Origin of the sequence: Pseudomonas sp. RIT288 (genome assembly GCF_000631985.1) — a bacterium.
GTDB lineage: Bacteria > Pseudomonadota > Gammaproteobacteria > Pseudomonadales > Pseudomonadaceae > Aquipseudomonas.
Map to the genome: position 1 here is coordinate 359,049 of NZ_JFYN01000042.1, position 21,986 is coordinate 381,034.

Below are 21,986 nucleotides of genomic sequence, written 5' to 3' on the forward strand. Positions count from 1 at the left end.
CTTTTATACAAGGCGAATGAGCATTCCTTTATCCATAATCGGCAAGCCGACATGGCACCGTAGTCGTTTCCTGCCCACTGCATCCGTTGCCGATACTGGCTAGGCAAAGTTGGCGAACTGCGAATAGCGTCTCCTCAACAATTCATATCGTTGAGGGGCACCAGAATGAAAAGACTAGAAGGCAAAGTTGCGTTGATTTCCGGGGCGTCATCAGGCATTGGTGCAGCCAGCGCCATACGATTTGCAGAAGAAGGCGCCAAAATTGTCATCTGTGACATCGATGAGGCAAAGGCCAGTTCAGTTGTGCAAGCCATCCAGGCTGCAGGTGGTGAGGCAATATTTGCCCGCTTGGATGTTCGGGATGAGAGCCAATGGATTTCAGCGTTTCAGGCCGGAGTATCAAAGTTTGGTTTCGTGAACGTCGTCATAAACAGCGCTGGCATCGCGGTACCCGGCAATGTCGAAACCATGAGCTTTGACGACTGGAACAAGGAGCTTTCAGTCAACCTCAATGGCACCTTCTTCGGCGTGAAACATGCTTTCAAGAACCTTCGGAAAAATGGAGGATCGATTATCAATCTGTCGTCCATCGAAGGCATTGTTGGCCATCCGGAATACGCAGCATATTGCGCAGGTAAAGGCGCAATCCGTAACCTCACCAAATCAGCTGCATTGCATGCTGGCCGAAGTGGCTACAAGATTCGGGTCAACAGCATTCACCCTGGATACATCGTGACGCCAATGGTTGGAAATGACCCAGTTGAGCTGGAGCGTTTGGCCAAGCTGCATCCAATCGGCTTCCTGGGCGAAGCAATCGATATCGCCAACATGGCGCTCTTTTTGGCTTCAGACGAGTCGCGCTTTGCGACAGGAGCCGAATTTGTGGTCGACGGCGGATTCCTCGCGCAGTAAGTAGATGCCCCCTTCGCTTTCACCAGGGATGGTGCCAGCGACCACTGCGCAATCCGTTCTATCGCATTGCGGCGCGTTAACACGACGGCGTAGAAAATGAGTGACGCTGAGATTGCTACGTCAGCAAGAGCCAGGACTCGGAAAACGGGAGCGGCGCATCTCGATTACACTGCACGGCAAAGACGTTTAGTGTCATCGCCACCAACGCGTAATATCCAAAAACACCTGTCAACTCGACAACTGCCAGTTCACCAAGCGTACTGACGGCCTCTGCTGACAGGGCGTCATCTACACGACGATCTTCATAGAGTACCTTTCCGAGATGATAGACGATGCGTTCGTCACCACGCTGGTTCGGGTAAGACCTACTGCTTGAGCACGCCTCGAAGGGCCTTTTTGTACTCAAACCAAACTCACTTTGTCAGCCAAGTCTCGACAGTGGCAGCGCCGTATTCGGCTTTCCACTCTTTCAGGCCTTTGTGATTCCCACCTTTGGTTTCGATGAGCTCACCAGTGTGAGGGTTCCTGTAGACCTTAACTTGGCGTGGCTTCCGGAAGCCGGCTCTGGACTCAACGGTTGGAGCACGACGGCGGCCAGATTGTGGATCAAGCAGGCTGACCACGTTCGGCAGGCTGTAACCGTACTCGGCGAGTAGCGCACGCAGCCTGGTTTCAAATTCGAGTTCCTTCTTGAGGCCAGCGTCGCCTTTCAAGGATTCGAGAACATGGAGCTGCTCTGCGAGGTGTTATTCGAGCTGACGGAATTCAGCAAGCTTAGACATCGGCAGTCTCCAGATGATTAGTCCTCTAACGCTATACCAAAAACAGCAATTTTCAGAAAGTCGGGAAAAGATCAGCTTTAGGAAATTGCGAGTTCGGAGCTGTGCTGCGATTGCACGGCCTTTATGACCTGTTTGCGGAACGGAATTGCAAGTGAAGGCGTCGTCTGTTTAAGAGGCCGACGCAAGAACGCGTTCGGCCCCTACGAAGGTTACTCAAAAATTGAAGGTGTAGCGCATGATGAAGCGATTTTCGTTAGCACTATCTGCATAAGTTGAGCGGTTCGTCGAGTTACGCCATTGGAACGCTAAGCCCTTGGCAGGCCCACTTTGGATAGCGTATGAAATATCGGTCACCCGCTCCCATTCTTTTCCCTGATCCCCGGTCCGGCGCAGAGCAGCAGCTTGTCGGGTCGTCAGTAGCTCGGGATCTATATCGTCCCCTTTGACATACTTGGTTGTAAACAATAGGCCAGGCAGCCCTGACGCCGCGAAATCATAGTCATAACGAGCAAACCAAACTCGCTCATTTGGTGCGGTAAATGTACTTACCAACGACTCACCGAAGAGGTAAGAATCAGTACCATTGACGAATGCGAATGGCGTATCGCCCCACGCCTTCTGAAAACCGCCACCGAAGGTATGTCCCAGTAGGTTGTAAGCGAAATAGCTACTTAACGTCCGATTATCAACGTTGCCAAGCTTATTTGACCCGCTTTCCCCTGAATCAAAAAGTCGTACATCTGCTATTAGATTCCCGTCAAGGAATGGCTGCGTAGTTTTTATACCGGCAAAATATGTACGGTAAAGATCCTCAAGCTCAGCCGCATGCAAACTCAGTGCTAAATTATTTGTTGGTTTAAAGTCGAAGGCCAGGTAATTATAGTGATCCGCCTCAACAGGAGCATACCCAGTGGCGGTAAGAGATTCAAAATCAGTTGAATTTCTTTGTTTGACAGCATTGATGCGTATCGCTGTCACCGTGAGCCTGTCAATGTCCTTGACGGTTAGTAGGCCACCACGAAAAACTTGTGGCAAGAGCCTGCTATTATTGCTCCAGAGTAAGGGCATAAGGGGATTTACACCGCCTAGCCTCATTTCCGTTTTCCCTAATCGCGCTTTTGCTGTGGCAACAAACTTGCCGTACTCATCCTCAACATTGCGATCGGAATCGAAAGCAAGCAAGCCAGATCCGGTTCTATCCGAGCTCGAATCCAACTTCACGCCAAGCAACCCGAGGGCATCAACACCCAAACCCACCGCCCCATCTGTAAAACCCGACTGAAGATTTACGATGAAACCTTGCGCCCATTCATCACGCTTGGACTGAGTTGCTCCTTCATTACGAAAATCTCGATTATAATAAAAATTTCTAAGTTCAAGGCTACCCTTGAAGTCATCGACAAAATTTGCGGAAGCGAAGGGAGCAACCATCAAAGACGAGCAGAGAGACACGACTTTTTGAGAAAAATAAGACATCACTGGCACCTTGTTTTTGTTTTGTGCGAGGTATGAACCGCCCGGCTGCGTTTCATGTAATGACATTGCAGTGCGTTTTCCCTCTACCGGGTACAGAGGGGGTTTAAATATTCCTATCCATCGATTAATAAGTCTCCGACTTCCGACCAATTCCCGAAGTAGCAGCCCTGGAAAATTCCGTTGTTAGTTGTAGGCAGTCTGGAATCCAACCGCTTGAGCAATCGGAGTTGCTACCCGGGGAGTCCATCAAGAATGTACAGGTGTGCTGATGAGGATTTAAATCTGAAATCGATGATATCCTCATACTCTGGAGAGTAATAAAATTCCCGAGCCTTCTCGACAGACGAAAACTCGAGAAAAATCACACGTGGCACAACGCGCTCACCTTCAATCACTTCAGGCGAGTCAGTTGCAACTAAGAATTTTGCTTCGAACTTCTTCAGTATAGGCTTCACCTTGGTCATGTAATCCTCGTAAAAGACACTTGGATCGGTGATCGTAAGCTCCGCTAAAAGGTAACCCTTCTTATTCATTTTAAATCCCTTTCAAAATAAGTTCATCTGAGTACTTATATAAGGCGAAACCATTCAAGTCCCGCCCTCCCCTATCTGGATTGTTTGGTGGCAGACTAGAAACTCGCCGGCAAGTGGCTTGGCCGTTCGCAGGCTACTGTTCCCATTTTTGCGGGCACTGACATTTCAAAAAGCTCAAGATCCGATGAGATAGCCGTTTCATTGTGTTTAAGACCTGGCGGAATAAATAGCGACTCGCCAGTTTCAACGCGAATAGTTCTCCCGTCTTCAAACTGAAGTTCAATCCAGCCCCGGAGAGCATAAATGAAATGAACATCGCAGATATGATAATGCCATCCAGTCTGCTCCATCACATCAGTTGCGCAGGTGACCTGTGCCCTCGCTACACCGGCGGTCGCATCAGTTAAACCAAGATCGCGATACTTGAAGAAAGCACGACGACCAGGAACGAACGGGGCGCTTTGCGGCGTGACATATGTTAGTTTTTTTGCGAGCTCGGCAACAGATTCCGGGAGTTCCAGTGGGACTTTTAATTCAGTTTTCATCTCTTTTCTCCTTACTTTATCAGGCAATATTCACGCGAGAATATCCGCAGTTAAATCAACTACGAAATACGCCATTAAAATTTCGACTAAAAAGCCTTTCAAATGTCTACTACTGCAGTCATTAACAAAAAATGATACCGCCTACAGTAGTACTCAATTCAAATGAGCCCAGTGGTATAGAACATCGCAATCACAAAGAACACTGCAATAGTCTTGATAATGGTTATTCCAAATATCTCCTTGTAGGCCTGTCTATGGGTGAGCCCAGTGACGGCAAGCAATGTGATCACCGCACCATTGTGAGGTAGAGTATCCATACCGCCGCTTGCCATCGATACAACGCGATGCATAACTTCAAGCGGGATATTTGCAGCATTAGCCGCTGCAATAATTTGATCGCCCATTGCGGCAAGTGCAATGCTCAGCCCTCCGGATGCAGATCCTGTGATCCCTGCCAGAGTACTTACTGAAACAGCAGCCTTTATTAACGGGTCGGGGAGGTATTGGAGCGCACTACTAACCACGAGGAAACCAGGCAGAATGGCAACGACGCTACCGAAGCCGTATTCAGACGCTGTATTGAGCGCTGCCATAGAAGCGCCAGAAACAGCGTGCTTTGCGCTCGCTACAAAGCGCTCGCGGACTTGCCTAAATGCAACAGCGACCACAAATAAGATGCCGCAAAGTAGCGCCCCCTGCACTGCCCAAATGGCGGCGGTGCTAGAAGTTTTACCAGTAACAATCGCTGGCAACCCTGGAAAAATATCTGGATTTATCGAGTAAAGAGCGCTATACCAAGTCGGAATGTAGAGGGTAAGACAGTAATTAACAACTCCCACTACCAGCAAAGAAGTCAACGCCAGAATGGGATTAGGTAGTTTTACGGACTCGACACGTTCAGGCTCATTAGTATGCCCCTCACCATAACTTTCACCGGCGACCATGGCCGATTTGCGTCGCCACTCCAAATACATCAAACCTACAATCAATACAAATATGGATCCCGATACACCTAGTATTGGAGCAGCCCAGGAAGTTGTATTAAAAAAAGTCGTTGGAATTATGTTCTGGATTTGAGGCGTACCGGGAAGAGCATCCATAGTAAATGAGAACGAGCCCAAGGCCAGCGCACCTGGCATCAGACGCTTGGGGATATTATTTTGACGATAAAGTTCTGCTGCAAACGGATATACAGCAAAGACCACAACGAACACGGAAACGCCACCGTAAGTCATCAGCGCGCACGCAGCAACAACGATAAAGTTAACCTTAGAACGACCAAAATAGCGGATTGCTGCAGCTACAATTGCCTCTGAGAATCCAGATATTTCAATAACCTTCCCAAATACAGCACCAAGTAGAAATACCGGCAGATACAGCTTTAGAAATGTCGCCATCTTTTCAAGAAACACACCTGAGAAGATGGGGGCGACAGATGACGGATCGACAAAAAAAACAGCGCCGAGGGCCGCCACTGGAGCTACCAGTATGACACTGTGGCCCCGGTAGGCCATGAACATGAGGAAACCTAACGCTGCCAAAGCAATAAGCACAGACATAGTATATTTCACACCTGATTAGATTTATTATTATTTAGATCAGACTTTTTATATTCAACTGATCCCAGGCCCATTAAGAGCCTGGAAACAAAGTTAGTTAACTCAACTTCCCTGTCTTGCTTACACCGCTAGCGAGGTACCCTCCATCCACCGGCAAATATGCGCCGTTGATGTATGCTGCACCTTCAGATAGAAGAAAAAGAATTGTCGCGCTCATATCGTCAAGTACACCCAGGCGGCGTGCAGGGATCATTGAGGTGTACGCCTCAATCGTCTCGGGTGTATAGCTCGCCTCAGTCAAGGGGGTGAGAACCGGGCCTGGGGCAATGGCGTTCGCTGTAACGCCATGAGGGCCTAGCTCCATTGAAAGCTGTTTGGTGAGCCCAACCATAGCTGCTTTAGAAGTGCCATAGGCTGTACGCCCAATCCCGGCACGTACGGCGCTCACCGACGCAACGTTGACGATACGACCATATCCAGCCTTTAACATGCTTTTGCCGGCACGCTGCGAGCACAAAAAAGTACCCGTGACGTTTACAGCCATTACCTTGTTGAAAAGCTCCACCGGATAGTCGATGAACGCGTGAATGCCCAGAATGCCAGCGCTGTTGACTAGGAGGTGTGTCGTGTCTCCATACCATTCCTCAGCAGTATTGAACGCGAAATCAACGGAGTTTGCATCCGACACATCAATCGATACAGCAATGGCGTTGCCACCTTGCTTCAAAATGGAGTTGGCGACTTTAGTTGCGTTCTCTAGGTTCAGATCAGCCACTACTACGTGAGCACCTCTTGCCGCCAACGCAACCGCAGCAGCTTCGCCAATGCCCGAACCGCCGCCAGTTACAAAAGCAGTTTTATTTTCAAAGTTCATACAACACACCTCAGGCTATGCTTCTTAATTATTTTAATGCGCCAACCATCATAGTTCTTAAATCTGACTATTGGCTGGACTATCGCTGAATCTGACGACCAATAGAAACAGCGCGCTCACTATCGGAAGCGGTCATCTGGGAGAAGCTTGATACCGCTACAAAATCTTCTTTGCGTAAAATCAACAGGGCCACAATCGAAACTACTCCAGTACTCACATAGAAGTACCACGGCGACGATATATCTCCAGTCTTTTGAATTAACCAAGTAGAGATAAATGGAGCGCTCCCACCAAACAAGGCTACTGGAATATTGTAAGCAACCGCAATGCCAGTGGAACGGATACGCGTAGGAAGAAGCTCACTCATTGTTGCGTAGGTTGAGGATGCATACAGTCCGAATAAAATTGCGACCACCATCAAAGGCAAAAAGAACGAACCTGGCGTCGCACCTTCAGCGGCATTAAATAGCCAGTACATCGCCACGGTCGCCGCACAGCCAACAATCAGAAGAAATGGTTTGCGTCCATATCGGTCAGTGAACATCCCACCAAACGGCATGACAAACGCAGCAGAAATGCTTGCGATGAAAACCAGAAGAAGAGTCGTTACCGCGTCAAACTTCAATATGCGAGACATGTAGGTCGATGAAAAGGTGAGCACCAGATAAAATATTGAACTATGAAGCGAAATAATGAAAAAAACCAACGTGACAGCTCGCTTCCATAACCACACTTCTCGCAGTGGAGCTTTGGAGGTCTCACCTCTACTTTGAATAGCTATGAATTCGGGACTGTCCTCCAATTTGAGGCGGATGTACATCGAGACCAAACCCATTGGGCCCGCGACTAAAAAAGGTAAGCGCCACGCCCAATTCTGCATGTGCTCGGCGCCGAGAATCCAAGTAAGTCCGTTAGCGACTACGCCACCCAGAACGAGGCCGAGCACAGCGGTTACCATTAACCAGCAAGTTGAAAAACCGCGTCTTCCTGGGCCTGCATACTCAGAAATGTAGCTTGTGATCGTTCCGATTTCCCCCCCTGCAGAGAAACCCTGCATACAGCGGATGAGCACAAGGAGAATGGGCGCAGCGATACCAATCGACGCGTAGCTAGGAAGAAGCCCCATCAGAAACGTTGAACCTGACATCATAATGAGGACGGTGACTAACGTCCGACGACGGCCTATTTTGTCAGCTAGGGGGCCAAAGAACAGTCCTCCAAGTGGTCGTATAAAAAAACTGAGAGCGAATGCAGCAAAGCTGCTGAGCAAGCTTGTCGTTGGATCATCTGAGACAAAGAACGCATGTCCGATGTAGACGGCTAAGAATCCGTATACACCGTAGTCATACCATTCAATAAGATGGCCGGAGGTCGCACCGATAAAGGCTCTTCTTCTATGGCATGCAAGGCTATCATTATGCATCTGAGGATTCCTCTTTTTATTTTTAATGGAAAGTGCCGATCGTTCCTCATCAAGCAAGGAGACTTATTACCGCGCAACCTCTTCTTTTTTAGCGTTAGCAACTCCAGGCGTTTCTCAGCGGACGAAAAGCTGTCGCACCCGGCACGAGCATGCCTCCAGCGAAACTCATGGTGATGGTATGTTTTATTTTCGCTCTCGACCTTTTCTAACTCATTATTAATTAGAAAACTGACATTCTCTTACAGAGACATGACAGGCATTCAACTATCAAACCATCGCAATATTTTTGATAACGACCATTCATATAATCCTATATGACAATTACGAAACACCCCGGTATATCTGTGATACGTGATATCGGCCTACAGATGTCGGTATCTCATGCTCGCCATGACGTTTCCCTAGTTTCGTTTGGTAAGGAGCACCTAGATTGCCGCAAGGCCGACAGCTTTCGCTATTCGTGCAACTACGTACGGGGATTGGTAACCTAAGGATCGGTAAAGCCTGGACGAGCACCTATTTCAAGGTGGAGAACGATGACTGACCCAACACGCCAGCAGCTACAAGACCTCGAACGTCTTGCTTTCCAGGTTTCTCCTGCGCCCCAGGTGATTACGGGCGATAGGCGCATACTGGAGCTCAATGATGCATTCGCGACTCTCTTTGGATTCAAGCGAGAGGAGCTGCTCGATGAGCATCTACTCAAGCTTTACCCGTCTAAGGCGGACTTTAAGATTATTGGTGATCGCAGCCTGAATTGGTTAAGGCATGCCAAGAATGGTGCGTACTCAGATGAACGCTTTATGCAGCATCAAAGCGGTGAGGTTTTTTGGGCAAGGGCTAAGGGGTACACGTTGACGCCAGAAGACCCTTTTCATCTCATGGTTTGGCATTTTGAACGAATTGATCAAGCTGTCCGAGCGACCGTCAACCTCACGCCTAGAGAGCGGGAGATCGCCGTTCACATCGTCAATGGGCTCACATGCAAAGAGATTGGTCGTAAATTCGACATTTCACATCGCACTGTCGAAGTTCACCGTGGACGGCTTATGAAAAAGCTGAAGGCAAAAAATAGTGCTGAATTGGTCTCAAAAATAATTGTCTTGAAGTAGACCCGTCCTTTTATTCATTTGCGATGTCGGCACAGATTGCAATCGCTCTAGCAAATGTCGATCTTCCAATCCATAGCCCAGCTCTTTCAAGGTTTTTTTCACTTTAGCGGTCTTGATCACCCGATCCGTCGACACATGGGCATGCACTGCTTTGGCTTCCAGCCACTCCTCGGGTTTAGGCACCTTCGGGCCTCGTTTGCTTTGGGTGACAGTTTGGGTCAAGACGTTTCCCGCCAGTGCCAGTAAGTACGGAGCCAGCCCATCTGCGGAAATGTGGATCGATTAGGGCTCTGTCGCGCGCCTTTGTACATCTGAGGCGAGCCAACTTGTCTTTCAAACGCGGTATCGCGGCGATAGTCCGCTGAGCGCCTGAGCTACGTCGCGATGCCGCGTTGACAGCGCTTGGATCAAGGTCGCGATTGCTCGCCCTTGATCTTAACATCCTGCCAATTCCCCTTGTTTTGAAGAATCTCCGGCTCGACACCTGAGAAAACCCCCTTGGCCTCCATATCACCGAGTAACAGGAATCTAAACCAAGCCGTCATGTAGCCATCAGCGTGATCAAGCGTATTGCCATGATCTACACCTCTGCGTCGTGCCATCACGGCGATCGCGTTTCCGGTCAAGTCGTCGAAATTCTTTCCGAGGGACGCCAGCGGTGCAATTGTCTTGGCATCAATATCCCCAGTTCCCGCGACCATCATGTAAGGAATCCGAATCTTGCCGACATCATATTTCCACCTCTTGTCGATCTTCCATGATTCAATCATCGATAGTGAGACGGCACTGGCGCTGTAAAGTACTCGATAATTTGAACCGTTTGGAAAGTCCGTTACTGCGTGGATCGCGCCCGCCCCACCTTGCGAGTGTCCGGCAATGCCTATCTTTTGAACGTCTACTTTGCGGTAGAAAAGGCTGGAAGGATCTTTACTTTGAGCAAGAATAAAATCCAGTTCTTTGGCTGAGGAGGATCCGAGTGCGCTCCATTCATCGTCATTTCCAGCGACGATGAATCCCCAAGAAGCTAGGTGTTCAAAGATTGGCTCATACCTGGGATACGTAACACCGGTGCCGTTGGCCATGATCACAAGAGGATAGGCCTTGTTCTTCTGTTCCATTTCCGCTGGATACCAGATTTTATAGCTCGGGAACTTCTCCTCACCACTACTGAAGGTTCTCGATGCGACCGTGAACTCCCCTAACCCAGTGTACTTCGCCTCAAGCGGCTTGGCAGTCGACACGCTGTCAAAATAACGCTCCTTGACCATTGGTTGGGTCGCGGAGTCACAACCGACTAGCCCAGTGAAAGCCAGAACAATCAAACCAATATTTGCCAATCTCATCATTACTACAGCATCCCATTATGCGATTTTTCCATCAATTGACCTCATGTCGACGGCCTGCCCATTCAACAATTTAGCGCTCTTCAATCTTTCGATGAGCTAAGGCCGACCGAACTGGCGCGGCCGGGCGTTCATAAGCACACAGACGCGCATTCAGCACTGCGCAGATTACCTATGGCAGCTCGTTTTGTATCGCTCAGCCTGCGATCATGATGGATTGGTCGTCCAGCCTGGCCTTTTTTCAAGATATGGCTGGAGAAGAGCAATTTATACCCAATACTGAGTCTCCTATGACTAATCGGTCTGATCCGGGGATTGATGCATCCCGCATCCAAGTCTGCGTATAGAATTAATCTCTATTCCATGAGGGGCAATTGCCTTCCTCAGCCAAGATATATGGGACTCAAGCGTATTTGATTCCATGAGTTCGTCAAATCTGTATATTGCCTTCGTGAGTTTTCACTGGAAACGGTACGACCAACTATTTGACAGAGCGAATCCAAGGTCCTGCTGGTTGACTCCCACACGCTGCGAGATAACGCCTAAACAAAACGCCAGTGACGGCCCAACGAAGAAAGCACCGCCACTAGCTAAACTGGCGAAGTTAAAGAGCGTCAGCGATCGCTTGGCCTACCTCTTGGGTAGAACCCTGCCCACCCAAATCACGCGTCTTCGGGCCATGAGCAATAACCGTCTCAATGGCTTGCATGATTGCATCGTGAGCAGCACGGAACTCTGGGCCATCACCCAGGAAATCAAGCATCAACGCACCCGACCAAATCATGGCAACAGGGTTGGCAATGTTCTTGCCGAAGATGTCCGGTGCCGAGCCGTGGACGGGTTCGAACAGCGAAGGAAATTTGCGCTCCGGATTGAGGTTGGCCGAAGGCGCAATACCAATGGTGCCCGTGCAGGCCGGGCCGAGGTCAGAGAGGATGTCGCCAAACAGGTTGGACGCCACCACCACATCAAAGCGATCTGGATGCAAGACAAAGCGGGCACACAGGATGTCGATATGTTGCTTGTCCCATTTGATCTCGGGGTAGTTGTCCGCCATCGCCGCAACGCGTTCATCCCAGTACGGCATGCTGATTGCCATGCCATTTGACTTGGTAGCGGCGGTCACATATTTGCGTGATCGGGTCTGGGCGAGGTCGAAGGCATATTTGAGGATGCGGTCGACACCTCGCCGAGTGAACACTGATTCCTGCAGCACGAACTCGTGCTCCGTCCCTTCGAAGACCCGTCCCCCCACCGAGGAATACTCACCTTCGGTATTTTCCCGGACTACGATGAAATCGATATCGCCCGGCTTGCGATTGGCCAGTGGGCATGGCACGCCAGGGAACAGCTTCACCGGGCGTATGTTCGCGTATTGATCGAACTCCCTGCGAAACTTTAATAATGACCCCCAAAGGGAAATATGATCCGGCACTTTATCCGGCCAACCAACAGCACCAAAGTAAATAGCATCGTAACCTTTCAGCTGCTCAAACCAGTCGTCGGGCATCATCTTGCCGCAGGCAAGATAATAATCGCAACTGGCCCACTCAAAACTTTGAAACTCAAGTTCAATGCCGTACTTGGCAGCAGCCTTTCGCACAACTTTAATACCCTCAGGCATCACTTCGAGCCCGATGCCGTCGCCGGCAATCGCGGCAATTCGAAACGTCTTGCTCATCACACGTCCTCTTTAGATTATCAAACAGCAATAGCTATGAATTAAATCGACTTAAGCAATGACAAAGCGCGATGAAAAACTTTACGTTCATCATCATTAGTTCAGCCGCTACTGCGCCTATCGCAGCAGCGGCAAAGACAGGCCTGCGAGTTGTCAGACTTGATCGCCTAACGAAGACTCCAACCGTGAATATTTCTCGGGTGACCGGACACTCAAGTACAATGCGCCCAGGAAACCCAACACAAACGAACCAAACAACAGCGCCATGAAGAACACCTCAAGTGCGCCTTGTACGCCCAGCAAGACATCGAAGCTAGTCAGGGCAAAATAAAGAAACGGCAGAAGACCCGCGACGCTTAACAGCGGCGCGACAAAGGTATGCCACAACCGTTTGTCCACCGTGGAACGACGGAAGAACACGAAGATCGCAATGCTGGCGATGCACTGGATGGTGATGATCCCTGCAGCACCTACTCCGGTGAACCAGGTGAAGAGCGTGTCGTAGGGATTCAGCCCCAGCACTGCGAATATCGCGACCACCACCGCAACCATTGCGGTTTGCACGTAGCACGCCACATGGGGTGACTTTTGCACGGGGTGAGTCGAGCCCAGTTTCTGGCTGAGTAACCCCTGGCGCCCCAATGAGTAGAGGTAACGGGCCACGTTGCTGTGGAACGTTACGATGGCAGCAAACAGACTGGTAATGACCAGCACTTGAAACAACTCCGTCGCCCAGCCACCGAGGATCTTATCGCTGACCCAGAAAATCAGATTGCCCGATTGGTCCTTGGCCACCGTCACTGCTTCGGTTGTACCGATTGCATTGATGATCAACCAGGCTGTCAACGCGTAAAACACGCCCATGAATATCACCGCGATATAGGTCGCTATCGGCACCGTGCGTTTGGGGTCGCGCGCTTCCTCACCATAAATGGCAGTGCCCTCGAACCCGATGAACGATGCATGGGCGAACATCAGAGCGACACCGATTGCGCCTGAGAATGTCGCCGACGGACTGAATGGTTCAAACGAAAACTGGCTCACCGGCACCGAGTGATCGCCAAACAAAATGCCCAGGTCCAGTATCAGGATAATTACGGTCTCCAGCGTGAGCAGGACCGCCAATACCACGGCGCCTGCATGCAAACGCCGTAACCCCAGCCACAGGCACATCGCCATGGCGGTGAAGGAGTACACCCACCACGGCAGATGGAGGTTGAGTTGCTTGCCGAGCAACTCATTGAGGTAATAGCCGATACCTCCGTACAGACCCAGTTGAATCGCGTTATAGGAAAAAATTGCCAAAGAGGCAGAGCCCAGTCCCATGGGCCGGCCGATGCCTTTGGTGATGTAGGCGTAGAACGCCCCGGCGTTGGTGATGTGTTTACTCATCGCCACGTAACCCACGGCGAACAGCAACAGCACCAGGGCGACCGCCACAAACGCACCGGCAATGCCGATGCCATTTCCAGAGCCAATGATCACAGGGAACAACGCGACAACCACCGTCAGTGGCGCCGCGGCGGCTATCACAAAGAACACGATACCCATGATGCCGATACTGTTTCGCTCGAGGTCTCGGCTATCAGAACTTGGGTTCATGGTCTTTCCCGGTATTGATCCCGCTAAGTCCAGCGTAGCTGGTTTATTACTATATTCGTATGACATCGCTAAAACCCTGTAGGTAGTGAGTTTTTTATTTCGGTAAAGCGAGGCAGTCGTTAAACAAGCAATACTCGGCAGCGTGCCTATATACACCTCGGCACTTTCTGGTTTTTTCGAAGTAACAAGTGTCCTTATTATTGATGAATCGATGCAGACTTTATTCGTAGATCCGTCATATCCCTGTACCGCGAAAACCCAAAGATCTCTCCAGACTGTTCGCGCCCAAATCAAATACTTTAGAACAGACGTTTCTCATGTAAGACGTGTATTTATGACTCCAAAGTACAACGTTCAAGTTTGGTCGATATGAACTTCACGTCGAGGTACTCTTGAAGTCCCCAGTGACCACCTTCCCTGCCCAGTCCGCTGTCCTTATTGCCACCGAACGGCGCTTGTGCGGTCGATGGCGCTCCATCGTTGACGCCGATCATTCCGTATTCCAACGCTTCAGCCACCAGTTGCGCTCGGGTCAGGTTCCTAGTCCACAGATAGGCTGCCAAGCCGTACGGCGATGCATTGGCTGCCGCCACCACTTCAGCTTCACTGTCGAACGTAATCAGCGGCGCCACCGGACCGAAGGTTTCCTCCTGCATGATCAACATCGTTGCAGTCACGTCCTGGAGCACGGTCGGTTGAACATAGAAGCCTTCCATCCGCACACCTCCGGCGATGATTCGAGCACCTTGGGCCACCGCATCGGCGATATGGCTGAGTGCTTTATCGCGTGCATGTTCATCCACCAACGGGCCTATCCGGGTGGACTCTAGCAATGGGTCGCCCACCTGGAGCCGATTGACCGCAACAGCGAGTTTTTCGGCGAACTGACTGGCGATCGAGCGATGGACATAGATGCGATTGGTGCATACACAGGTCTGTCCGGCATTGCGGAATTTGCAAGCCACGACCTCATCCACGGCCGCGTCCAGATCGGCATCTTCAAAAATGATGAACGGCGCATGCCCCCCCAATTCCAGAGACATCCTTTTCAATGTCTTGGCCGATTGCTCGTACAGACGCTTGCCCACCTCAGTGCTACCGGTAAAGGTGAGTTTGCGAATACGCGGGTCATCGAACATCACCTGAGACACCGTCCGCGGATCCGTGGTGGTAATCACCTGCAAGGTTCCGGGAGGGCCCCCTACTTCTTCCCACAGTTTGGCGAAATACAGTGCTGTGAGCGGTGCTTGCACGGGAGGTTTGACAATGGCCGTACACCCCACTGCCAGCGCCGGCGCCAGCTTGCGGGTGATCATCGCCGCAGGAAAATTCCACGGTGTAATGGCATACACAGGCCCAACCGGCTGTTGCAGGGTCGCCAGCCGTTTGTTGCCATGTTGGCTCGGCATGCTTTCGCCGCCGACACGCCGCCCTTCTTCGGCAAACCAGTCGATAAACGAAGCGGCGTAAACGACTTCTCCACGGGCTTCCTGAATCGGCTTGCCCATTTCCATGGTGATGGTACGGGCAATGCCCTCGGTGTGTTCGATGACGGCGTTGTACCAGGCACGCAGCAGTGCGCACCGATGATGAGCGGTTGTGTGACGCCAGGTCTGGAATGCGGCACTGGCGGCATCGGCAGCCAACATCGCCTCTTCAATACCGGCGCTCGGAAGCTCGGCGATGATTTCCCCGGTCGCGGGAGAACGCACCGGGAACCAGGCAAAGGCGCTGATCCATTGACCATTGACGAACATCTTGCGACGACCGCCAGCGTTGGAGCCTGGCGTAAAGATTGGAAGTTTCATGAGTGATCCACCTATTCGGTCATGCCTGCCTTTCCATCAAGAAAAAGGCACCTCGTACGCAATCGCTGTCACTTGCTCAGGCGTTCGGTCAGACTTCGAAAGATGCGCGACCTGGCGACCTGATAACCGAGGCGTTGCCCGACATCCGTTTTCAACAAACTGCCGATCAGCCCGTTATCCACCTTGAGCACCTTGCGCCCCGCTGCCGTATCGGTTTGCCCAGCCAGGTCGGCAAGGATGCGTTGCGCCGCGTTGTGCCCGGGCATGCCACTGACACCGCCGCCGGGATGGCTGCCGGAACCACAAAGGTAATAACCGGGAATCGGCGTCCGGTAATGCGCCGCCGCTTTGATGGGGCGATTGTCGAAGAGGTTGTCCAGGCCGATCATGGACTGGTGAAAGATGTTTCCACGGGTGATGTGATAGTCGCGATGCAGATCCAGTGGGGTGATCACGTGGCGAGCGAGGATGTGATTGCGCATGTTCGGTGCATAGCGGAAATAGATCTCCAGCACCTTGTCAGCCCACTCGTCCTTGCGTGTGTCCCAATCTCCATGGGCCAGGTCAAAGGGCAATTGCTGCACCCCCAACGAGAGCGTATGAGTACCTGGCTGGCTCACCAGCCCCGGGTGGGTCACAGAGGGAATCAGCGCCTCGACCACCATGTCATCCGGAAACTCCCCACGCTGCTGTGCTTGCCAGGCCATTTCATACAGGGCGGGAGACGGGCCGAGAATGTTCAAACCCTGATGTTGGGGGCCCAGCTTGCCGGCCGGAAAGCCGACATAATCCGGCAGCGCGTCCACCAACAGGTGAATACGCGCCATGGAGCCGCGCTGATCAATCGCTTTGGCATCGGCTGCCACCGCCTCTGGCAACGTCCCTTCGGGTAACAACCCCACCAAAGAGCGAGTTGGGTCTGCACCGGAAATGACCAGCGGCGCGCGAAGCTGCTCGCCCGAGGCCAGCAAAACCCCCACTGCCTTCCCCTCTTCAATCAACACCTGTTGGATGGGCGCACTCGTTTCAACCCTGCCACCAAATGCTTGCAAGGCACTGACCAGTGATTCGCTGATCATGCCCATCCCGCCTTTCGGCAGGCCATAACGACCGAACTGACCTTCAAACTCTCCCAACGCGTGATAGCCATAGACATAAGCCGTGCCTGGCGTGGTTGGACTTCCCCACGTGGAGACCAGCCCCATGAACATCATGAAGCCACGAAGACGATCGGATTCTATGTAGTCCTTCAGCAGATCCTCGGCCGAAGCCGTCATGAACGCGTCGTACAGCGCGCTTTCACCGGCGTCGTCAAAGATCGCTTTCAAGCGTTGCCGGGTCGGCGGGTCGCCGAGCTGGATCTCATGCGTCAGCTCGCCGAAACGCTTGAGCCGCGTCGCGAAACGCATGAAGTTGGCGCCATCGGCCTTATTGTGATCTTCGATCGAACGCAGGGTCTTGTCGATCTCCTGCCAGAACATCACACGATCGCCGTCGTCCCATAGCGCCATTTCCTGCAAGCCCGGAGCCACCGACTCCAGGCCGTATTTTTTCAGTTCCAGATCGTCGACCACTTCCTGTCGAAACATCATCTGAATGTACGAACAAGAAGAGAAAATAGCGCCCGGTATCAGTTCTTCACTGGTACAGGCGCCACCCACAATCGGCCTGGCCTCCAACACCAATACCTTGAGGCCTGCCCTGGCGAGATAATTTGCACACACCAGCCCGTTATGGCCGGCACCGATGATCAGGGCATCAAGATCGTTATGCTTACTCACGGCGTCATTCCATCTGAATGTGAAATCGAATGCCTGCCCACCTGCACGGTGAACAGGCCGCCTGCACGGCCAGCGACTCAGGCCGGCAGCACCAACTTGAACAACTGGTGATCAGTGAAGGTGTCATCCGGGTGACCGACAAAATTACCCGTCACAATGCCGGTCGCGCCTTCGAATCGGCCACCACCGCGAATCACGCGCCAGGCGATCGAACCGGTGCTGTAGCCGCTTGCCTGCACACTGAACTGGCCTGGCATGACCGTTTCGACATCCAGGTAGCTGTCGATTCCGGGGAAGTCGACGCGACCGGTTTCCCAACTTTGCTCACCCCGCACGGTCACCACCGTATCGAAGTGCGCGACCCCGGTCGGCACCTGCAACGCCCCTTCGCCCTGCACATCCGACAGTGGATCAAGCGCAAGAATCAGACCCTGGGCACGGGACCGTACGACACCGGTGGCGTGGCCGATGGCTTCGGCCTTGCCAGTGAAGTAGATCAGCATGGAATAGGTTTTCATCATCAACCTCTCACACCGGTGGTTTTGCCCAGTTCAGCCATGACGTCGGCCAGAATGTCGAGGAAGTAGGCGGCGTTGTCAGCGGTGAATGGCAACGGAGGGCGGATCTTCAGCACATTGCCCAACGGACTGGAAGCGCTGATCAACACGTTATGGTCACGTAACTTGTTGACCACTTGCATGGCCAGTTCCTCGTGCGGTTCTTTGGTAAGCGGGTCCTTGACGAACTCGGCACCGATGAACAGACCCGCCCCCCGAACATCACCGATCACCGGATATTCCTTGGCCAGCTCACGCAGGCCGGCGCGCAACAGATCACCGACCACCAGAGAGTTTTTTTGCAGGTTTTCGCCCTCGATCACTTCCAGCACCGCCATCGCCGCAGCGGTAGAAACCGGGTTGCCGCCAAAGGTATTGAAGTAACGTGCGGTCGTAGCAAAACGCGTCAGCAACTCCGGTTTCGCCACTACCCCACCGATGGGAAGGCCATTGCCCATGGGCTTGCCCATGATCACCAGGTCAGGTACGACGCCGTGACGCTGGAAGCCCCAGAACTCATCGCCGGTACGCGCGAAACCAGGCTGAACTTCGTCAGCGATAAACAGGCCTCCAGCACGACGAACCGCCTCGACGGCCTTGACCAGAAAACCACGCGGGTCAGAGAAGACGCCATCACTGGAGAAGATGGTATCCGTCACCAGCGCCGCCGGGCGGATGCCGTGACGCAGCATGTCAGCAATCGCCGCTTCAACCGACTCGGCAAATGCGTCGCCGACATCCTTATCCCCCGCACGATACGCGTCCGGTGCAGGAACCAGGCGCACCATGCTGCCCAACGCCACACCTTCACCCAAAGACGGAGACATCTCGGCAATCGCGGCGGTGATGCCGTGGTAGGCATTTTCAGTGACGATGATGCCGGTGTTACCGGTATGGCAACGCGCGATTCGTACCGCAAGGTCCGATGACTCACTGCCGGTGCACGTAAACATGACGTTCGCCAATTCCTTGGGAAAGGTAGCGATCAGCTTTTCGGCGTAGGTCAGTACAGTGTCGTACAGATAGCGGGTATGGGTATTGAGCAGTGCCATCTGTTTGGAAACCGCCTCCACGACATGCGGATGGCAGTGCCCTACCGAAGGCACGTTGTTGTACACATCCAGGTAAGGCGTGTCATGCGAGTCGTACATCCACACGCCTTCCGCGCGGACGAAGTGCACAGGCTTTTCATAGAACAACTTGTAGGACGGGCCCAGTACTTTTGCGCGGCGTTTGAGCAATTGTTCGATCACCGGATCCAGGCCATGAGCCTGAGCAGGATCGAACGAGTTGATCATCAATGGGCGATTCATTATTTCACTCCAGGTTGCATGCTTTACGAAGAATGGATTGGGCATCCGCTCGACTGACTTGCGCCAATCGCTGGAGCCCGTCCCAGGCAACGCCCGTGTTCTTGAGGATGTAATGACGGTTTGTGGGATATAGACGTGCCCGAAACTCGGTGATCGTGATCGCCGTACACAGACGCGTGATAATCAGGTCGTAAAGCAGGTCCACTTCCGCCACCAGCAGCGGCAACACCCGGTGATACGCCCCGAGCATCTCGGCCACCTTGCTCAACGGGCGGTCGCCGTCGGTGTGATAACTGGCGGCAATGGCGATGTCGTTGATCAGCTGGGTCGCCACCATGTCGCCAAAATCGAGGATGCCCGAGACTTCATCATGGCGCCCCTCATCCATCAGGATGTTGTGTGGATTGAAGTCGGCATGAACCACCTGGCTGCGCATTTCAATGAGTCGGTGGTAGACGACGTCGTCGAAATAATCGAAGCCTGCTCGAACCAGGTTCCAGGGTTTATCGCCATCGGCATGCTGCGTTGATGGCAGCATCTCCCGGCAAGCTGCCGCTTGCTGAATGTCCCACGCCAGGGCTCGATCAGCCCCTGGGTGGTTGAAGCCACGTAGCGCTAACCCAAGCTCGGCCAGACTGATGCCGATGTTGCGCAACTGGGCTTGCGAGCTGACACTTTTTGGCAACGCCAAGCCTTCCAGAAACGAAGTCATCCAGATAATTCGTCTCGGGTTGTCACCCACTTTCACCGCAAAGGACGTTTCACCGTTGAGCGACGCAATCAACAGTGGAACCGGAATATGCGGTGCGCGTTCGGCAAGCCAGGCCAGCGCTTGAATCTGCATATCGATGGTCGCGTGATCATCTGCAGGGTTCGACATCCGCAGGATGTACTGCAAGCCGTCGACTGAAAAAACATGGAACAGCTCGTCACGCTCACAACTGATTCGCGTGCATCGGACACTCATGCCATACCGGCCCAGAACAAGCGCTTCGACTTCCGCCAAAGGCGTCTCTTCGACAGCGGTCGTCATATTGCTCAGTGATAGCGAAAGACCGTTAATCGTCATTGGATATGCTGCCTAATGCTATTCAGGACCCGTTTTCGAAGCACTCTCAAGCCGCGACCTGATAAACAGATCGCTCTGCAGTGCGTCCACAAGAGTCCCGAATCTCGAATACCGGGAGTACCCCCGCCGGAGCGGGGCGTCATATCATTCGAAGTTCATCATGACGTGACGAACGACCGTGTAGTCTTCCAGGCAGTAGATCGACTGATCCTTGCCATAACCGGACATCTTCATACCGCCATGAGGCATTTCGCTCAGGAGGGTGAAGTGTTGATTGACCCAAGTGGTGCCGTATTGCAGGCGAGCGCTGACCTTGGCAGCGGTCTTGGCATCACGGGTCCAGACTGATGAAGCCAAGCCATAGCGGCTATCATTTGCCCAGCCGATGACCTGATCGACGTCCTGGAAGGAGGTCACCGAAACCACGGGGCCAAACACTTCACGCTGGACGATTTCGTCGGTTTGCAAGGCTCCGACAACGAGGGTCGGCTCGTAGTAGAAACCATCACCCGCCACATGCTTGCCACCCGTGATGACCTGGATATGCGACTGATCCTTCGCACGGTCGACAAAACCCGCAACGCGTTCACGCTGTCGGGCGCTGATCAGCGGACCGAGCTCTGTACCGGCCTGGTCGGTGGGCCCGAGCTTGATTGAGCACACGGCCTCCTTGAGGGCCGCGACGAGGGTGTCGTGGACGCTTTCATGCACGTAGATTCGGCAAGCGGCGCAGCAATCCTGACCGGCGTTGTAGAAGCCAGCCGAGCGTACGGTGGAAACCACCGCCTCCAGGTCCGCGTCGGCCATCACGATCACCGGTGCCTTGCCGCCCAGCTCGAGATGGGTGCGTTTGAGATTGCCGGTCGCCGCTTGCAGGACTTTCTGGCCGGTGGTGACATCACCAGTGATGGACATCATGTTGATGTCCGGGTGCTCACCCAGGGCCTGACCGACCGTTTGCCCGCGTCCGGTGACGATATTGACCACACCAGGTGGCAGCATCTCGGCAAGGATACTGCCCAGTTTCAATGCGGTGAGCGGGGTGTTTTCCGACGGCTTCATCACCACGGTATTACCCACGGCAATCGGCGCGAAAATCTTCCAGGTGGCCATGGCCAATGGGAAGTTCCAGGGAGCAATGGCCCCGACCACGCCAACCGGGTCACGACGAATGATGCTCGTATGGTTGGCTGCGTATTCACCGGCCGCCAGCCCGGTCAGGCAACGCGCCGCGCCAGCAAAAAAGCGAATGTTGTCGACCACGCCCGGGATCTCATCCTCAAGCATGCGCTCGTAGGGCTTGCCCACGTTCAACGATTCGATTTGGGCAAAAGCGGCGCCTTCCTGTTCGATTCGATCGGCAATTTTCAGCAACAGCGCCGAGCGTTTTCCTGGGGGCAACTGCGACCAGGCCGGGAACGCCTTGCGAGCGGCTGCCACCGCTTGATCAATCTGTTCAAGGCTGGCTTCCGGCACTTCTCCCAGAACTCGACCAGTGGCCGGGTTCAGCAGCGTTTCTGCGTGGCCTTCGCCGCGAACCAGCTTGCCGTCGATCAACAGATCAATCACGAACTCTTGTGTAGTGCTCATAGTTACTCTCACGCTCGTCTGTAAAA

At 52.8% G+C, this 21,986-nt stretch carries 18 protein-coding genes and 1 pseudogene; 2 read left to right on the forward strand and 17 right to left on the reverse strand.

All coding sequences use genetic code 11. From position 1 onward, the window contains the following. Window positions 1–165: 165 nt before the first annotated feature. A complete protein-coding gene (locus tag BW33_RS25100; RefSeq protein WP_047601954.1) occupies window positions 166–912 on the forward strand; it encodes an SDR family oxidoreductase in 747 nt (248 codons plus the stop codon). 413 nt (window positions 913–1,325) lie between these two features. On the opposite strand, the pseudogene BW33_RS25105 reads toward BW33_RS25100, so the two are convergent. The 7 genes and pseudogenes from BW33_RS25105 to BW33_RS25135 all read right to left on the reverse strand — a co-directional run bounded on the left by BW33_RS25105 (window position 1,326) and on the right by BW33_RS25135 (window position 8,104). Next, window positions 1,326–1,694, reverse strand: a pseudogene (locus tag BW33_RS25105) (histone-like nucleoid-structuring protein, MvaT/MvaU family). 213 nt (window positions 1,695–1,907) lie between these two features. Continuing rightward, on the reverse strand, window positions 1,908–3,170 hold the full coding sequence (locus tag BW33_RS25110; RefSeq protein ID WP_047601957.1) for an OprD family porin: 1,263 nt from the start codon (window positions 3,168–3,170) through the stop codon (window positions 1,908–1,910). Between the two features lie 230 nt (window positions 3,171–3,400). Further along, window positions 3,401–3,703 (reverse strand): DUF1330 domain-containing protein, encoded by a 303-nt coding sequence (locus BW33_RS25115; RefSeq protein ID WP_047601959.1) that lies wholly within the window; start codon window positions 3,701–3,703, stop codon window positions 3,401–3,403. Between the two features lie 95 nt (window positions 3,704–3,798). Further along, window positions 3,799–4,248 (reverse strand): cupin domain-containing protein, encoded by a 450-nt coding sequence (locus tag BW33_RS25120; RefSeq protein WP_052032750.1) that lies wholly within the window; start codon window positions 4,246–4,248, stop codon window positions 3,799–3,801. Window positions 4,249–4,406: 158 nt separating this feature from the next. Next, window positions 4,407–5,807: a GntP family permease gene (locus BW33_RS25125; protein WP_047601961.1), complete on the reverse strand. Its 1,401-nt coding sequence runs from the start codon at window positions 5,805–5,807 to the stop codon at window positions 4,407–4,409. Between the two features lie 97 nt (window positions 5,808–5,904). After that, window positions 5,905–6,681: an SDR family NAD(P)-dependent oxidoreductase gene (locus BW33_RS25130; protein ID WP_047601963.1), complete on the reverse strand. Its 777-nt coding sequence runs from the start codon at window positions 6,679–6,681 to the stop codon at window positions 5,905–5,907. Between the two features lie 79 nt (window positions 6,682–6,760). Continuing rightward, window positions 6,761–8,104, reverse strand: a complete 1,344-nt coding sequence (locus tag BW33_RS25135) for an MFS transporter (protein WP_047601965.1) — start codon at window positions 8,102–8,104, stop codon at window positions 6,761–6,763. Window positions 8,105–8,640: 536 nt separating this feature from the next. Here BW33_RS25135 and BW33_RS25140 point away from each other — a divergent pair. After that, window positions 8,641–9,216 (forward strand): LuxR C-terminal-related transcriptional regulator, encoded by a 576-nt coding sequence (locus BW33_RS25140; RefSeq protein WP_047601967.1) that lies wholly within the window; start codon window positions 8,641–8,643, stop codon window positions 9,214–9,216. Here BW33_RS25140 and BW33_RS29735 read toward each other — a convergent pair. From BW33_RS29735 to BW33_RS25185, 10 genes are all read right to left on the reverse strand, one after another. Then, complete coding sequence (locus BW33_RS29735; protein ID WP_152546158.1) at window positions 9,193–9,438, reverse strand: hypothetical protein; 246 nt, start codon at window positions 9,436–9,438, stop codon at window positions 9,193–9,195. The genes BW33_RS25140 and BW33_RS29735 overlap by 24 nt on opposite strands. A gap of 185 nt (window positions 9,439–9,623) precedes the next feature. After that, a complete protein-coding gene (locus BW33_RS25145) occupies window positions 9,624–10,562 on the reverse strand; it encodes a poly(ethylene terephthalate) hydrolase family protein (RefSeq protein WP_047601968.1) in 939 nt (312 codons plus the stop codon). A 601-nt stretch (window positions 10,563–11,163) separates the two neighbouring features. After that, window positions 11,164–12,240 carry a tartrate dehydrogenase gene (locus BW33_RS25150; protein WP_047601970.1) on the reverse strand — a complete coding sequence of 359 codons (1,077 nt, stop codon included), beginning with the start codon at window positions 12,238–12,240 and terminating at the stop codon, window positions 11,164–11,166. A 153-nt stretch (window positions 12,241–12,393) separates the two neighbouring features. Beyond that, complete coding sequence (locus tag BW33_RS25155; protein WP_047601972.1) at window positions 12,394–13,842, reverse strand: APC family permease; 1,449 nt, start codon at window positions 13,840–13,842, stop codon at window positions 12,394–12,396. A gap of 332 nt (window positions 13,843–14,174) precedes the next feature. Then, complete coding sequence (locus BW33_RS25160; protein ID WP_201771636.1) at window positions 14,175–15,650, reverse strand: NAD-dependent succinate-semialdehyde dehydrogenase; 1,476 nt, start codon at window positions 15,648–15,650, stop codon at window positions 14,175–14,177. Window positions 15,651–15,718: 68 nt separating this feature from the next. Beyond that, window positions 15,719–17,431, reverse strand: a complete 1,713-nt coding sequence (locus BW33_RS25165; RefSeq protein WP_047601974.1) for a phytoene desaturase family protein — start codon at window positions 17,429–17,431, stop codon at window positions 15,719–15,721. Between the two features lie 77 nt (window positions 17,432–17,508). Then, a complete protein-coding gene (locus BW33_RS25170) occupies window positions 17,509–17,949 on the reverse strand; it encodes a hypothetical protein (protein WP_047602042.1) in 441 nt (146 codons plus the stop codon). Between the two features lie 2 nt (window positions 17,950–17,951). Continuing rightward, window positions 17,952–19,301: an aspartate aminotransferase family protein gene (locus BW33_RS25175; RefSeq protein WP_047601975.1), complete on the reverse strand. Its 1,350-nt coding sequence runs from the start codon at window positions 19,299–19,301 to the stop codon at window positions 17,952–17,954. Between the two features lie 4 nt (window positions 19,302–19,305). Beyond that, on the reverse strand, window positions 19,306–20,370 hold the full coding sequence (locus tag BW33_RS25180) for a phosphotransferase (RefSeq protein WP_047601976.1): 1,065 nt from the start codon (window positions 20,368–20,370) through the stop codon (window positions 19,306–19,308). A 144-nt stretch (window positions 20,371–20,514) separates the two neighbouring features. Continuing rightward, a complete protein-coding gene (locus BW33_RS25185) occupies window positions 20,515–21,960 on the reverse strand; it encodes a gamma-aminobutyraldehyde dehydrogenase (protein WP_052032754.1) in 1,446 nt (481 codons plus the stop codon). Between the last annotated feature and the right edge of the window lie 26 nt (window positions 21,961–21,986).